This is a genomic window from Brevundimonas sp. DC300-4, assembly GCF_049897365.1.
GTDB lineage: Bacteria > Pseudomonadota > Alphaproteobacteria > Caulobacterales > Caulobacteraceae > Brevundimonas.
The window spans coordinates 41,144-55,276 of record NZ_JAFCWC010000003.1; the positions used below are offsets into that span (position 1 = coordinate 41,144).

Sequence of the window (14,133 nt, forward strand, 5' to 3'; positions counted from 1 at the left end):
GCAGTTTTGAAGTCGGTGCGACTGGGTCCTCGGGTCAAGCCCGAGGATGACGGAGAGTGGGGTTATTTCGCCCGCAACCCCGTGATGGTCCGGTTGGGCGCGATGTCCTCGGCCGAGGTGATCAGATGGACCAGGGCGGGGCGGTCCCTGGCGGCGTCGCGGGCGGCCTGGAGCGCGGCGGGGAAGGCCTCGGTGCTCTCGCAGCGGATCCCGAAGGCGCCGAAGGCATCGGCGTATCTGACGAAGTCGGGGTTCTTCAGGTCGGTGGCCATGACCCGGCCGGGATAGTGGCCCTCCTGGTGCATGCGGATGGTGCCGAAGGTCCCGTTGTCGACGACGATGACGACGACCTTGATGCCGAACTGGACGGCGGTGGCCATCTCCTGGCCGGTCATCAGAAACTCGCCGTCGCCGGCGACGCAGATGACCTCGCGGTCGGGATGCAGGGACTTGGCGGCGATGGCGGCCGGGTAGCCATAGCCCATGGCCCCCGAGGTCGGGCCCAGCTGGGTGCGACAGGCGCGGTGGCGATAGAAGCGGTGCAGCCAAGCGGCGAAATTGCCTGCGCCGTTGGTGACTACGGCGCTCGGCGGCAGAACCTCGCCGAGGTGGGCCATGCACTCCGACATATTGACCGCGCCGGTGACCGGCACCGGGGTCGAGAAGGCCTGGTAGTGGTCGTGGGCGGCCCTGGCGTGATCATGCCAGGTGCGGCCGGGGTCGAGCGTGGCGAGGGCGAGTGCAGCGAGGCTATTGTCCGCGCTGGCGCTGGTCAGGGGCGTCCAGACGCGGCCGAGTTCCTCCGGGCCAGGATGGATATGTACCAGCCGGTCGGCCGTGTGGTCGCGGGTGAACAGGGTGTAACCCTGGGTCGGGTTTTCGCCGAGCCGGGCGCCGAGGGCGATCAGAAGGTCGGCGTCCCTGGCCCGCTTCATCAGCTCGGGATTGCAGCCGAGGCCGAGGTCGCCGGCGTAGTTCGACCGGTCATTCGACAGGATGTCCTTCCTGCGGAACGACAGGGCGACGGGCAGACCGAGACGTTCGGACCAGTCGCCGATGGCGGAGGCGGCCTCGTCGGTCCAGCCGGAGCCGCCGAGGACCAGCAGGGGCCGTTCGGCCTTCGACAGACGGTCGCCGAGGTCGACGACGAAGGCGGGATCGAGGCCGCCCCTGGCCGGCGTCACCGCGCGGATCGGAGCCGGACCGCCGGGTTCGTGCAGGATGTCCTCGGGCAGGGCGATGACGACAGGCCCCATCCGGCCCTGAAGCGCCGTGGCGAAGGCGCGTTCGACGATCTCGACGCTGCGCTCCGGGCTCTCCAGCTCGGTGGCCCATTTGGCGAGGCCGCCGAAGACCTCGCGGTAATCGACCTCCTGGAAGGCGCCGCGGCCGCGATCGGTCAGGGCGATCTGGCCGACGAACAGGATCATCGGCGTCGAGTCCTGATGCGCCGTGTGCACGCCGATCGAGGCGTGGGTCGCGCCCGGGCCGCGCGTAACCATGCAGATCCCCGGCTTGCCCGTCAGCTTGCCATAGGCCTCGGCCATGTTGGCCGCGCCCGCCTCGTGCCGGCAGGTGATGACCTCGATCTCCGGGTGGTCGACCAGGGCGTCGAGGACGGCCAGATAGCTTTCGCCCGGCACGCAGAACACGCGGGTGACGCCATTGACGGCGAGGGTCTCGACGAGGCGGCGAGCGGCGGTTCCGGGGGCTTGCGTCATCCTTGCGAACTAGCAGATCGACCCATGGCTTGGCGACCTCGAGCGCTTCACCATGGGCATGCAACCCAGGGCGAAGCTCGGCGTTATCGGAGCTTCACCATTGGGGAACTCCACCATGAAAAAGATCATCACCCTGTCGCTGGTCGCCGCCGCCCTGGCCGTGTCGGCCTGCAACACCATCTCGGGCGTCGGCCGCGACGTCTCGGCCGCCGGTTCGGCCGTCAGCACCGGCGCCGAGACCGCCAAGAACTAAAGGCCTTCGCTGCGGCGAAGACTGGAAGAGCCCGTCGCGCTGCGGCGGGCTTTTCGCTGTCCGAAGATCAGTAGGCGAAGTCGCGGTAGATGCGGTCGACGTCGCCCTTCCATTCGCCGTGATACAGGTCGAGCATCCGTTCGGCAGGGGTGACGCCGGTGTCGGCGATGTCTTCCAGTTCCGACAGATAGCCGCGCTCATCGACCATGCCGCCGGAGAATCTGGCGCGGTTCTTCAGGCCCTGGCGGGCGATGGCGACCATGTCGACGGCGATGTCGCGGACCGATCGCCCGGCGACCTCGGCGCGCAGGCCGAGCCGGGTCACGTCGCGACGCAGACGCTCGTGGTCCTCGATGTCCCAGTCCTTGCACAGGTCCCAGGCGGCGGCGAGCGAGGGCGCGTCATAGAAGATGCCGGTCCACAGGGCGGGCAGGGCGCAAATCCGGCTCCACGGGCCGCCGTCCGAGCCGCGCATCTCCAGATACTGTTTCAGGCGGACTTCCGGGAACAGGGTGGTCAGGTGATCGCCCCAGTCCTTCAGCGTCGGCAACTCGCCGGGCAAGGCGGGCAACTTTCCATCCATGAAATCGCGGAACGACTGGCCTGAGGCGTCGACATAGGTCTCGCCGCGTTTGGCGAAATACATCGGCACATCGAGGGCGTAGTTGGCATAGGTCTCGAACCCGAAACCGTCCTTGAAGACGAAATCCAGCATGCCGGTGCGGTCGGGATCGGTGTCGGTCCAGACGTTGGCGCGGGCGGAAAGGAAGCCGTTCGGTCGCCCCTCGGTGAACGGACTACAGGCGAACAGGGCGGTGCCGATGGGCTGGAGCGCCAGGGAGGTGCGGAACTTCGCCACCATGTCGGCCTCTGACCCGAAGTCGAGGTTGGCCTGGATGGTGCAGGTGCGCAGCATCATGTCGAGGCCAAGATTGCCCTTCTTCGGCATATAGGCGCGCATGATGTCGTAGCGGCCCTTGGGCATGACCGGCACGTCTTCGCGGGTCCATTTCGGGTCGAAACCGGCGCCGAGGAAGCCGAGGTTCAGCTCATCGGCGACCATCTTCACCTCCATCAGGTGCTGGCCGGTCTCGGAGCAGATGTCGTGGATGGTCTGGAGCGGGGCGCCCGACAGTTCGAACTGGCCGCCGGGCTCCAGGCTGATCGAGGCGGCGTAGCCTTCGGCGTTCCTGCGTTCCAGGGCGATGACATGGCCAGCTTCCTCGACCGGGGACCAGCCGAACCGCTGCAGGCCCGTCAGCATGGCCAGGATGCCGTTCGGGCCGTCATAGGCCGGGCGGCGCAGCGTTGACTTGTCGAAGCCGAACTTCTCGTGCTCGGCGCCGACGCGCCATTCGGACTTGGGCTTGGCGCCCCTGGCCATGACGCCGACCAGGTCGTCGAAGGTGAGCGGATCGGTCATGCAGTCCCCGGATCGGGCAACAGCCCGTTGCGGCTAGATGGGCGAGATTGCGGTCGGTCTCAAGGGGTTGGGCCGGACGATCAGCCGTCGTGCCTGCGCGCGGGCAGGAAGCGGGTCATCAGGGTGACGAAGAAGGCCACCGACCAGCCGAGCAGAAGCGCGCCGTTGATGCCTTCCAGCGCACCCAGCAGTTTCCATTCCGGAGCCATGGCGGCGTCCGAGAAGCCGATCGAGGCATAGGCGATGGTCGAGAAATAGACCGCCTCGCGCACGGTCTCCACCGCGCCGATGACCCGATACAGAAGGGCGTAGAGCCAGATCTCCACCCCATGCAGGACGAGCAGGCCGAGCGCGGCAAGGACCGCGACGATGGCGCCCTCGATCGACATGGGGCTGACGCGGGTCTTGCCGATCGAGTGTTCACGCATCTCCATCAGGTGCCCGACCGCGAGCAGGCCGCCCCCGTGCAGGATGACGGTGACCAGCACCATCACCGTCGCGATGGCCAGTTCCGCCAGCATGTCCCTAGCGCTCCCAGTCGCCGACGGCGGCCTGCCACAGGGTCATGGCGGCGATGGCGGCGGTGTCGGCGCGCAGGATGCGCGGACCCAGAGACACGGCCGTGGTGAAGGGCAGGGCGCGCAGACGCTCGCGCTCCTCGGGCGAGAAGCCGCCTTCAGGACCGATCAGGATGGCCCAGGGATCGGGCTCGGTAACGGCGGCGGCGACCGGCGCGCCCCCTGTCTCGTCGCAGAACATCAGCCGGCGCGCGCCGTCCCAGCCGTCGAGGATGGCGGCGAGTTTTTCGGGATCGTCGACGGTCGGCACGTCGAGCCGACCGGTCTGTTCGGCGGCTTCGATGGCGATGGCGTCGAGGCGGTCGAGGCGGACGTGCTCGACATTGGTGCGCTGGGTGACCGTCAGGCGGACGCGGCGGGCGCCGAGTTCGGCGGCCTTCTCGACGATGGTCTCGACGCGCGATTTCTTGACCACGGCGACGATCAGTTCGAGGTCGGGGCCGAGAGTCTGGGGGCGGACCTGTTCCCCGGCGCGCAGGACGACACCCTTCTTGAGTATTTCAGCGATGGTGGCGCGCCACTCGCCGTCACGACCGTTGAAGACCAGCAGATCGTCGCCGAGCTTCAGCCGCATGACCTGGGTCAGATAGCGCGACTGGTCGAGCGTCGGGGCGACCGCGGCGCCGGCGGACAGGTCCGGAATGACGTGAAGGCGGATCATGATGCGGTCTTCGGCGGCGTGTCGGGCAGTCTGGCGCCGAACGTCCGTGCAACGACGGGGAAGATGGCGTCGGCCTCGGCTTCGGTGGAGCCGAACGGGGCGCGCAGATCGAGCCAGTAGGCGCGAAACTCCTGGCCGTCCGATAAGGCGAGGACGGTCAGGGCGGCCCGGATGCGCCCCTGGGTCTCACGCGTCAGTTCGCCGAAGGGGCCGGCGATGTCGGACTTGAGCGCGCGCGAAACGTCGGCGGCGTTCAGAGGGTCGACCGGGCCGAGGCGGTCGAGGGTCGCGGCATTGCTCGCCTGACCGATCCACGCGTCGAACAGGCTGTCGAGCAGTTCCGAGCGGGCCCGGGCCTCGCGTTCGGCCAGTCGTTGAGGGGCGGTCTTGCGCATGTCGCCTCATAGCCGCTGCGCCGGCATGGGGCCATCCTTGGCGACAGGCGAGGCGAGCTTGTCATCCCCGACGAAGCGAAGCGGAGATCGGGGACCGAAGCGCACAACCTTGACCGCTCCCGGACAACCCGCAAGGGTTGAGCCGGGTGGCCGGCTATGCAGAAGCAATTCTATGTTTATCTGCTCGCGAACGGACCCTGTGGCTGGCTTTACGTCGGCGTGACCAACGACCTGGTGCGGCGGGTGGCCGAGCATAAGGAAGGTCTGATCCCGGCACACACCGCCGAGCACGGGATCGATCAACTCGTCTGGTACGAGGCCCATCAGTACATCGACAAGGCGATCATTCGCGAGAAGCGGATCAAGCGCTGGCTGCGTGAATGGAAGTTCGCGCTGGTGGAGAAGGACAATCCGAGGTGGCTGGATTTGTATGGCGAGGTGAGGCTCAGGCACCGGCCCGGTTCGGCGGAGCCGACCGGGCCTGCGGGTTAGGCACGTCCCCGTCCCCGATCTTCGCTGCGCTTCGTCGGGGATGACAAGGCGGCGGTGTTGGAGTCAAAGACTCCGCGCGATCAGAACCTTCATGATCTCGTTGGTGCCGCCGTAGATGCGCTGGACGCGGGCGTCCTTGTAGAGCTGGGCGATGGGATATTCGTTCATGTAGCCGTAGCCGCCGTGCAGCTGGAGCATCTCGTCGAGGGTCTCGCCCTGGATGTCGGTGACCCAGTATTTGGCCATGGAGGCGGTCACGGCGTCGAGCTGGCCCTTCAGGTGCAGGCCGATGCAGTGGTCGACGAAGACCTTGGCGACGGTCAGCTTGGTCTTGACCTCGGCCAGTTTGAACTGGGTGTTCTGGAATTCCAGGATCGCCTTGCCGAAGGCCTTGCGGCCCTTCACATACTCCAGCGTCTCGTGCAGGCCGCGCTCGCAGGCGGCCAGACCCTGAACAGCGATGTTCAGCCGCTCCTGGGGGAGCTGCTGCATCAGCTGGATGAAGCCCCGGCCTTCCTCGCCGCCGATGATGTTGTCGCCGGGGACCTGGACGTCGTTGAAGAAGAGCTCGGAGGTGTCGTTGCCCTCCATGCCGATCTTGTGGAGGTTGCGGCCGCGCTCGAAGCCGCCCGCGCCGTCGGTCTCGACCACGATCAGAGAGGTGCCCTTGGAGCCCTGGGTCGGGTCGGTCTTGGCGACGACGATGATGAAGTTGGCCAGCTGGCCGTTGGTGATGAAGGTCTTCGAGCCGTTCACCACATAGCCGTTGCCGGACTTGATGGCGGTGGTCTTGACGCCCTGCAGGTCGGAGCCGGCGCCCGGCTCGGTCATGGCGATGGCACCGACCAGTTCGCCGGTGGCCAGACGCGGCAGCCAGCGCGTCTTCTGCTCCTCGGTGCCGTAGTGCCAGATGTAGGGCATGACGATCGCGTTGTGCAGCGAGATGCCGAAGTGGTCGGAGCCCTTCCAGCCGAGCTGACGCATCAGCACGACCTCGTGGCGATAGTCTCCGCCCATGCCGCCATCTTCCTCGGGCATCGACAGGCCCAGCAGTCCCGCCTCGCCGGCGTCGTTCCACAGCTGCCGCGGGACGCTGGAGTTGGCGATCCACGACTGGACCGCCTCGGGCGCGGCGTGCTCGTCGATCCATTTGCCGACGCTGTCGGAGAAGAGGGTGATCTCCTCGTCCTGCATGAAATCGGGTTCGGGGACGTTGAGGACGTTCATGGTCTCACTCGATCATCTCCCTCCCCCTGTGGGGGAGGGTGGCCGCGCAGCGGCCGGGTGGGGGCGTCATGGCGAAGTGGACACCGGCGTGTGGATCGCCCGGCCCTCCCCACCCGGTCGTCGCTACGCGCCGACCTCCCTCCCCTTCGGGGGAGGAAGAGGCTGGTGCGTCCTCAGAACGCCTCGGCGGGCATGGCCATCAGGACGTCGGAACCCGTCTTCAGCTTGGCCAGGTGGGCGTGGGCGTCCGGCAGTATCCGCTCGACGAAGTAACGGCCCGTCTGAAGCTTGGTGACATAGAAGGGGTCGGTCGATCCGGCGTCCACCTGTTTCTGGGCGGCGACCGCCATCTGGGCCCACAGATAGGCGAGCGCCGTCAGGCCGAAGATGTGCAGATAGTCTGTCGAGGCGGCGGCGGCGTTGTCCGGGTTCTGCATGCCGTTCTGCATCAGCCACATGGTGCCGTCCTGCAGCTTCTTCTTGGCGTCGGCGAGGCCGTCGACGAAGGGCTTGATCGGGCCCTCGCCGCCATTCTCGGCCACGAAGGCGTCGATGTCGGCGAACCAGCTCATGATCGCGCGACCGCCGTTGGCGGGAAGCTTGCGGCCCACCAGATCCAGGGCCTGGATGCCATTGGCGCCCTCGTAGATCATGGTGATGCGGGCATCGCGCAGATACTGCGACGCCGCGAAATGCTCCGTGTACCCCGAACCACCGTGCACCTGCATCGCCAGCGAGGCGACGTGGAAGCCCTTGTCGGTCAGATAGGCTTTCAGAACCGGGGTGATCAGACCCATATAGTCATGGGCCTTCTGCGCCTCGGCGGCATCGTCCGAATGCTGAAGATCAGCCTGGAGCGCGGTCCACAGGGTGAAGGCCTGGCCGCCCTCGACGAAGGCCTTGGCCTCCAGCAGCATGCGGCGCACGTCGGGGTGGACCATGATGGAGTCGGCCGGCAGTTCGGGGCTCTTCGGTCCGGTCAGGGACCGGCCCTGCAGGCGATCATGGGCGAATTCCACGGCGGCCTGATAGGCGGCGGTGCCGATCGACAGGCCCTGCAGGCCGGTGCCGAGGCGGGCCTCGTTCATCATCACGAACATGGCGGCCATGCCCTTGTTCTCGGTCCCGACCAGCCAGCCCCTGGCGTTCTCATAGGCCATGACGCAGGTGGCGTTTCCGTGGATGCCCATCTTGTGCTCGAGGCCGGCGCAGGCGGCGCCGACGTTGCGCTCGCCCAGCGAGCCGTCGTCATTGACGAAGACCTTGGGCACGACGAACAGGCTGATGCCCTTGATCCCCTCCGGCGCGCCCTCGATGCGGGCCAGCACCAGATGGATGATGTTGTCGGTGAAGTCGTGCTCGCCCGAGCTGATCCAGATCTTCTGGCCGGTGATGTTGAAACTGCCGTCACCGTTCGGGACCGCCTTGGTGCGGATCAGGCCCAGGTCCGTGCCGCACTGGGGCTCGGTCAGGTTCATGGTGCCACCCCATTCGCCGGACGCCATTTTCGGCAGATACATGGCCTTCTGCTCAGGCGATCCGTTGGCGTTCAGCCCCCAGTAGGCGCCCGCCGTCAGGCCCGGATACATCGAGAAGGCGGCGGAGGCTGCGGCCGTGAACTGGCCGAACGCCATGGCCACGACCGAGGGCATGCCCTGGCCGCCATGCTCGGGCAGGGCCGAGAGGGCGGGCCAGCCGGCCTCGACCATCGCGTGATAAGCTTCCTTCCAGCCGGCCGGGCCGGTGACCTTGCCGTCGACCCATTTGCAGCCTTGCTGATCGCCGATCCGGTTGATGGGGGCGATGACCTCCTCGGCGAATTTCGCCCCCTCCTCGAGAATCTGCTGGACCAGATCGGAGGAGACATCCTTGAAGCCGGGCGAGTTCGAGTAACGGTCGATCTCCAGAACCTCGTTCAGGACGAAGGTCAGGTCGCGGACAGGCGCCTTGTAGGCCATGGGGTCAGGCTCTCAGCTTGAACGGATGATGGGCGTGTTGGTCGAGGTGCTGGCGCAGCACCGAGGCGTATTCCTCGGCGCCGGGCAGAAGGTCGGGGCGCTGTTCGGACAGGCGGGATTCCATCGCCGCGCAGGCTGCCTCGGCCATCTCAATGGCGGCGTCGAGGTCATCGCGTTGCTGCTTCAATGCCTCGATCTGCGCGCGGTGGCGGGCGAGGGCGATGGCCATCTGATGGGTGTTGCCGTCGTTGCGGTCGTACAGATCCAGCATTTCCTGGATCTCGGTCAGGGTGAAGCCGATACGGCGGCCGCGCAGGATCAACTTCAAGCGAGCGCGGTCGCGGGCATCATAGACCCGGGTCTGGCCCTTGCGGGCCGGGGTCAGCAGGCCCTTGTCCTCATAGAAGCGCAGGGCGCGCGCGGTCGCCCCGAACTCCCGGCAGAGCTGGCGGATCGAATATGTGCGATGATCGTCGGCAGTCGCCATACGCCGACATAACCCAAACTTGACGCGCACGTAAAGGGAAGCTTTTAAGGCGCATGGCGCGCAAACACGTCAACAGGGGCGTTGCGCCCGACAAGCGCGATTTGCCGCAGAAGACGTGCGTCTCCTGCGGCAAACCTTTTGCGTGGAGAGCCAAGTGGGCCCGCGACTGGGAGCATGTGAAATTCTGTTCCGAACGCTGCCGGCGTGTGAGGGTCAGCGGCGCCCCAGCAGCACCGGGATCGTGATCGCAAGCAGCGCCACGTTGGTCAGGGCCAGGCCGATATCCAGACCGGCGGCGTGAACTGACAGCATGACGACTTCCAGTGCGGTCAGGCCGGCGGCCGAGATCAGCAAGGGCCAGCGGCCGAGCTTCCAGGACACCAGTGGAGCCAGCATGCCGAGCGCCAGGACGATCTCGACGATGCCGACACCGCGCACCAGGTTTTCGCTGACCAGCGCCGGCCAGTTCATCAAGGCGACCAGATTGTCGAGCGGTTCGGTCAGCTTGGCGTAGCCGGCCGCGAAGAAGAACATCGCCGCCCATCCCTGGAGGGTCCAGAGCGCGAGATTGCGGTACCCGGCGACCGCGCGAGCGCGGGCGGCGGAAACGGGGGCGCGGCCGGTGGTGGGGGAGGGGGTGAAGGTCGTGGACATGGCGTTTTCGATTTCGTCGGGGAGGACGGGTGAATTGGTAACAGTGTCTAGATCAGATCGGGCATCGGCTTCCGCAAGAGGTCGCAAGCCACACCGTAACCGAAGGTGATGAAGAAGCTGTGCCGCAGCTACGGGGCCGTAGGGTGGCGGTATGCATACAAGTCGGTAATCCCGGAGGGCCGCCGCCTTGAGGACAGATATGGCAGAGCTGACCAAAAAGTCATCAGCCGTAGACATCAATTGATGACATCAACTGATGACTTAATGTTTCGCGTGGCCAAAATGCCGCTATGACGGGGTTCTGAGCCCGCTAAATCGCGTCGCCCCGGCGCGAAGAGCCAGAGCGATCCTGGTCACTCTTCGCCAGCCTCTGCGGTCGGTTGCGGGCCCGGCGTGTTGGCCAGCAACTGGCCCGGCTGACAGCCCAGTTCGCGGCACAGGGCGTCCAGGGTGGAGAAGCGGATGGCGCGCGCCTTGCCCGTCTTCAGGATGGACAGGTTGGCGATGGTGACCCCGACCCGGTCGCTGAGCTCCGTCAGCGACATGCGGCGTTCGACGAGCATCTGGTCGAGCAGAACAATGATGGCCATGGCGCCCTCAGACCGTCATCTGCTGATCGTCGCGCATGGCCGCGCCCTGGCGGAAGACCTCCGCGAGCATGAAGACGATCAGGATGCCCAGCCAGGCGCCGAGATCGACCGAATAGTCGAGGTTGTCGATGACCCCCTCCGGCACAGTCCAGGCCAGGATGAAGGCGCTGATCTGCACGCCGATCAGACCGAAGCCGACCCCCTGCAGGCGTCCGACATTGGCGCGTTCGAAGGCGTCGCCCTGGTTCACGGCCAGGAACATCCGGCGCAGGCGGTTGAGGACCCACCAGGTGCTCAGGGTGGCGACAAAGGCGGCGAGGAAGGTGGCGCGCTCGTTGAGCATCAAGGGGCGCCAGCCGGCCTCGTTGTCCGCGAGGCTATCGATGAAGCCGGCGCCGAAGTCCGGCACGACCAGGGACGCCGCAAGCATCAGGCCCGTAGCGATCACGGCAAAGGCCACGGCTATGTTCACGAGCCCCAGGACCCAGCGCAGGACGCCGGCGACGGAACGACGACCGATGAGCTTCACTTGACGACCTCCACGCCGCGACAGGTGCGGCCATGTTGATAGTCGATATGAGTTTATTGATTATCGATCAAGAATATTCTCGATAAACGATATGAAACTTTCGTAAGATTTCAGGCGCGGGCGGCGCGGGTCGCTTCCAGCCGGGCCAGCTTGTCGTGCAGGGGCGACCAGTCGTCGGCGGTGTCGATCGCGGACCAGAGCGTTTCGACCTCGTCGATCAGCATCTCTTCAGGATCGGGGTTGGCGAAGATGGAGTGCTCCAGACGTTCGGGCCGGTCGGGCTCGTGCTCGAACAGGGCGAAGCGGAAGGCGTCGAAGCCCTCGCCCTGCCATTCGCTCGCGCGCGGACCGGCGAGGGCGCGGGCCGAGGAGGAGAAGCCGGCGAACCAGTCGTGGAACAGGGGCTCCCAACGGATCGCCTCCCCCTTTTCGCGCAGCAGGGCCAGGGTCGTATCGAGCAGGCGCTGATCCGCAGCCTCGCCGAGGCTCTTCACGCCGAGCCGGTCGAGGAAGGCGACGCGCAGCTCGCGGATATAGGCCGGACCGAAGCCGTTCAGGGCCTCGGTCAATGCCAGAACCTGGGGCTCGGCGTCGGCGACCAGCTTCAGACAGCCGGCCAGCTGGGTCAGGTTCCAGAACACCGCCTCCGGCTGGCGCGCGAAGGCGTAGAGGCCGGTGGAGTCGAAATAGGCGGCGGTGAAGCCGGGCTCGTAGGACGGCAGGAACCGCCACGGGCCGTAGTCGAAGCTCTCGCCCGTGACGTTAAGATTATCGGTGTTGAGCACGCCGTGGACGAAGCCGGCGGCGATCCAGCGGGCCGTCAACCGGGCCGAGGCGGCGACGATGGCGGCGAGCAGGCCGGGCGCGTCTCCGGGGGCGACGGCGGGGTGATAGAGGGCGCGGACATGCTCGACCAGGGTCTCGATCTGGTCGGCGCGGCCGAAGAAGGCGGCGCGCTGGAAGGTTCCGAAGCGGACGTGGCTATGTTGAAGACGGACGAGCACGGCCGAGCGGGTGGGGGAGGGTTCGTCGCCGCGTTCCAGATGTTCACCGGTCTCGATCAGCGACAGGGCGCGACTGGTCGGAACGCCTTGCGCTTCCAGCATGGCCGCGGCCAGAACCTCGCGGACGCCGCCCTTCAGCGTCAGCCGGCCGTCGCCGGAGCGGGACCAGGGGGTCGTGCCGGAGCCTTTTGTTCCCAGATCGAGAAGACGACCTGGAAGCGCGCTACCGCTCGCGACGCGGTCGTTCGCTGCTTGAGCGCGGATTGTTTCTCGCATCTGCGCCGCCAAGAAGCCGCGCCCGTCGCCAAGGTCGGGGTTGTAGGTGCGGAACTGGTGCCCGTGATAACGCATGGCGACCGGGCCGGGCTGGCCGGGCAGGGGCTGGAACCGTCCGAAATGGGCGATCCATTCGGCGTCAGTGAGACTATCGAGCCCCACGGTCGCTGCAGCCCGGTCGTTGCGGACGCGCAGGATCGTCTCGGGAAAGTCGGCGGGCCCAACGGCGTCGCCATACTCCTCGCCCAGATCGAAGAAACGGGGTTCGGGACGATAGGCGGGACCAGCGGGCATGGGCTGCAAATGGACGTCCGTCGTCTCGGCTGCAATGGCGGACGGCGTTGGCGGGGTTCGCGGTTCCGGCCTCGAAAGGTTTGCGGTTCGAGAACGTCGTGACGGCGCCGGGGCCCCGACCAGCCGAAGGTGGTCAATGCGGCCCGGAGCGATCGCTGGAAAGACAGCCCAGGACGACAATCGCCCTCTGGCGGCGAGATCGGATTGAACTCACGAGGCTTGACTGTATTCTAACATGAGAGATCAGGCCTGCACGGCCAGGCTGGCGTCGTCTCCGGATGACGAACCCGGTCCGGCGTCCGTCGATAACCGGACGCCACGGAACACACCCTTCCAGATCCGGAGGCCGCCGTGGCGCACAAACTGACACTCGATTTCCTCAAGACCGAGGCCGCCTCGGGCGCTGTGCTGGGGCTGGCGGCCATCGCCGCCCTCGTCGTCGCCAACTCGCCTCTGTCCGAGGCCTATTTCTACTGGCTCAAGAGCGAGCATCTGTTCCAGGCGGGGCCGCTGCAGCTTGAACTGTCCGTCTCGGAGTGGATCAAGGAGGGCCTGATGGCCGTCTTCTTCCTCGTGGTCGGGCTGGAGATCAAGTACGAGATCCTTAAAGGCGAGCTGAGCGACCCGAAGAAGCTGGTGACCCCCATCGTCGCAGCGCTGGGGGGGATGCTGGCGCCCGCAGGCCTGTATCTGCTGGTTTCCGGCGTCCTCGGGGGGCCGCACGACGGCTGGCCCATTCCACTGGCCACCGACATCGCCTTCGCACTCGCCGTCTTCGCTCTGGTGGGCAAGGGACTGCCGTCGTCGTTGAGGGTTTTCCTGTTGACCCTGGCCATCGTCGACGACCTCGGCGCGATCGCCCTGATTGCCGTTCTGTTCAGCACCGGCGTGGACTGGATGCTTGTGGGCGCGGCTAGCTTGCTGCTGCTCGTCGGTTCGGTGATGTCGTTGCGCCGGATCATTGCGCCGGTCTGGGTGCTCGGTTTCGCCCTGGTCTGGTGGCTGAGTGTCAAGGCGGGGCTGAGCACCTCACTGGCCGCCGTCGCCTTCGCCGCCATCGTGCCGGTGTCCCCGCGAGCCGACGACAAGCAGAGTCCCCTGAAGGAAGCGATGCACGACCTGCATCCCTATGTCGCCTATCTGGTTCTGCCGCTGTTCGCCTTCGCCAAGGCCGGGGTGTCGTTCGCGGGCCTGTCGATCGACCAGATGTTCGCGCCGCTGGTTCTCGGCGTCGCCGCCGGCCTGTTCATAGGCAAGCAGATCGGCGTCATGGGCGCCGCCTGGCTGGTTTCGGCCCTGAAACTCGGAGCTCGCCCCAGTGGCGCCAGTTGGCTTCAAATCTACGGCGTTTCTCTTCTTTGCGGCGTCGGCTTCACCATGAGCCTGTTCATCGGCGCCCTGGCCTTTCCCGGAGCGGTGGACTCGCCGGAACAGGTCGAAGTCAAGCTGGGCGTGATCCTGGGATCGGTGCTTTCGGCGACTCTGGGCGGGATCGTTCTGTCGGTCGCGTCAAACCGGAAGCGAGCCTCGAGGGCTTCCTCGAAGCCGATTACTCAATCTTGAGGCGCGAATATTGACCTAAGGTCATCAC

16 protein-coding genes are annotated in these 14,133 nt (G+C 66.4%); 4 read left to right on the forward strand and 12 right to left on the reverse strand.

Annotation, left to right across the window (positions count from 1 at the left end; all coding sequences use genetic code 11):
* Window positions 1-62: 62 nt before the first annotated feature.
* Entirely contained in the window at window positions 63-1,721 is a 1,659-nt protein-coding gene (locus ACP7AZ_RS05915) for a thiamine pyrophosphate-binding protein (RefSeq protein WP_426037008.1), read from the reverse strand.
* A gap of 115 nt (window positions 1,722-1,836) precedes the next feature.
* On the opposite strand from ACP7AZ_RS05915, the gene ACP7AZ_RS05920 reads away from it, so the two are divergent.
* Window positions 1,837-1,974 (forward strand): entericidin A/B family lipoprotein, encoded by a 138-nt coding sequence (locus tag ACP7AZ_RS05920; RefSeq protein ID WP_426037010.1) that lies wholly within the window; start codon window positions 1,837-1,839, stop codon window positions 1,972-1,974.
* A 67-nt stretch (window positions 1,975-2,041) separates the two neighbouring features.
* On the opposite strand, the gene ACP7AZ_RS05925 is transcribed toward ACP7AZ_RS05920, so the two are convergent.
* The 4 genes from ACP7AZ_RS05925 to ACP7AZ_RS05940 all read right to left on the reverse strand — a co-directional run bounded on the left by ACP7AZ_RS05925 (window position 2,042) and on the right by ACP7AZ_RS05940 (window position 5,031).
* A complete protein-coding gene (locus ACP7AZ_RS05925) occupies window positions 2,042-3,397 on the reverse strand; it encodes a glutamate--cysteine ligase (RefSeq protein WP_426037012.1) in 1,356 nt (451 codons plus the stop codon).
* Between the two features lie 80 nt (window positions 3,398-3,477).
* Window positions 3,478-3,918: an ion channel gene (locus ACP7AZ_RS05930; RefSeq protein WP_426037014.1), complete on the reverse strand. Its 441-nt coding sequence runs from the start codon at window positions 3,916-3,918 to the stop codon at window positions 3,478-3,480.
* A 4-nt stretch (window positions 3,919-3,922) separates the two neighbouring features.
* Window positions 3,923-4,636, reverse strand: a complete 714-nt coding sequence (locus ACP7AZ_RS05935) for a 16S rRNA (uracil(1498)-N(3))-methyltransferase (protein WP_426037016.1) — start codon at window positions 4,634-4,636, stop codon at window positions 3,923-3,925.
* Window positions 4,633-5,031: a hypothetical protein gene (locus ACP7AZ_RS05940; RefSeq protein ID WP_426037018.1), complete on the reverse strand. Its 399-nt coding sequence runs from the start codon at window positions 5,029-5,031 to the stop codon at window positions 4,633-4,635. Before ACP7AZ_RS05940 ends, ACP7AZ_RS05935 begins: the two co-directional genes overlap by 4 nt.
* A 156-nt stretch (window positions 5,032-5,187) precedes the next feature.
* Here ACP7AZ_RS05940 and ACP7AZ_RS05945 point away from each other — a divergent pair, with 156 nt between their 5' ends.
* Window positions 5,188-5,523: a GIY-YIG nuclease family protein gene (locus tag ACP7AZ_RS05945; RefSeq protein WP_426037020.1), complete on the forward strand. Its 336-nt coding sequence runs from the start codon at window positions 5,188-5,190 to the stop codon at window positions 5,521-5,523.
* A gap of 63 nt (window positions 5,524-5,586) precedes the next feature.
* Here ACP7AZ_RS05945 and ACP7AZ_RS05950 read toward each other — a convergent pair whose 3' ends face one another.
* The 3 genes from ACP7AZ_RS05950 to ACP7AZ_RS05960 form a co-directional block, all read right to left on the reverse strand.
* On the reverse strand, window positions 5,587-6,750 hold the full coding sequence (locus ACP7AZ_RS05950) for an acyl-CoA dehydrogenase family protein (RefSeq protein WP_426037022.1): 1,164 nt from the start codon (window positions 6,748-6,750) through the stop codon (window positions 5,587-5,589).
* Window positions 6,751-6,923: 173 nt separating this feature from the next.
* Window positions 6,924-8,708: an acyl-CoA dehydrogenase C-terminal domain-containing protein gene (locus ACP7AZ_RS05955; RefSeq protein ID WP_426037024.1), complete on the reverse strand. Its 1,785-nt coding sequence runs from the start codon at window positions 8,706-8,708 to the stop codon at window positions 6,924-6,926.
* A gap of 4 nt (window positions 8,709-8,712) precedes the next feature.
* Window positions 8,713-9,195, reverse strand: coding sequence for a MerR family transcriptional regulator (locus ACP7AZ_RS05960; protein ID WP_303696758.1), 483 nt, complete (start codon window positions 9,193-9,195; stop codon window positions 8,713-8,715).
* 53 nt (window positions 9,196-9,248) lie between these two features.
* Between ACP7AZ_RS05960 and ACP7AZ_RS05965 the strand changes: the two genes are divergently transcribed.
* Window positions 9,249-9,440 carry a DUF2256 domain-containing protein gene (locus ACP7AZ_RS05965; protein ID WP_426037026.1) on the forward strand — a complete coding sequence of 64 codons (192 nt, stop codon included), beginning with the start codon at window positions 9,249-9,251 and terminating at the stop codon, window positions 9,438-9,440.
* Here ACP7AZ_RS05965 and ACP7AZ_RS05970 read toward each other — a convergent pair.
* The 4 genes from ACP7AZ_RS05970 to ACP7AZ_RS05985 form a co-directional block, all read right to left on the reverse strand.
* Window positions 9,409-9,849: a DoxX family protein gene (locus ACP7AZ_RS05970; RefSeq protein WP_426037028.1), complete on the reverse strand. Its 441-nt coding sequence runs from the start codon at window positions 9,847-9,849 to the stop codon at window positions 9,409-9,411. The two genes, ACP7AZ_RS05965 and ACP7AZ_RS05970, sit on opposite strands and share 32 nt — an antisense overlap.
* A 353-nt stretch (window positions 9,850-10,202) precedes the next feature.
* Complete coding sequence (locus tag ACP7AZ_RS05975) at window positions 10,203-10,439, reverse strand: helix-turn-helix domain-containing protein (RefSeq protein WP_426037030.1); 237 nt, start codon at window positions 10,437-10,439, stop codon at window positions 10,203-10,205.
* Between the two features lie 7 nt (window positions 10,440-10,446).
* A complete protein-coding gene (locus ACP7AZ_RS05980; RefSeq protein ID WP_426037032.1) occupies window positions 10,447-10,968 on the reverse strand; it encodes a DUF2975 domain-containing protein in 522 nt (173 codons plus the stop codon).
* Window positions 10,969-11,078: 110 nt separating this feature from the next.
* Window positions 11,079-12,542, reverse strand: a complete 1,464-nt coding sequence (locus tag ACP7AZ_RS05985; RefSeq protein ID WP_426037034.1) for a protein adenylyltransferase SelO family protein — start codon at window positions 12,540-12,542, stop codon at window positions 11,079-11,081.
* A 351-nt stretch (window positions 12,543-12,893) separates the two neighbouring features.
* Between ACP7AZ_RS05985 and nhaA the strand changes: the two genes are divergently transcribed.
* Window positions 12,894-14,105, forward strand: a complete 1,212-nt coding sequence (gene nhaA, locus ACP7AZ_RS05990) for a Na+/H+ antiporter NhaA (RefSeq protein ID WP_426037036.1) — start codon at window positions 12,894-12,896, stop codon at window positions 14,103-14,105.
* Window positions 14,106-14,133: the final 28 nt, after the last annotated feature.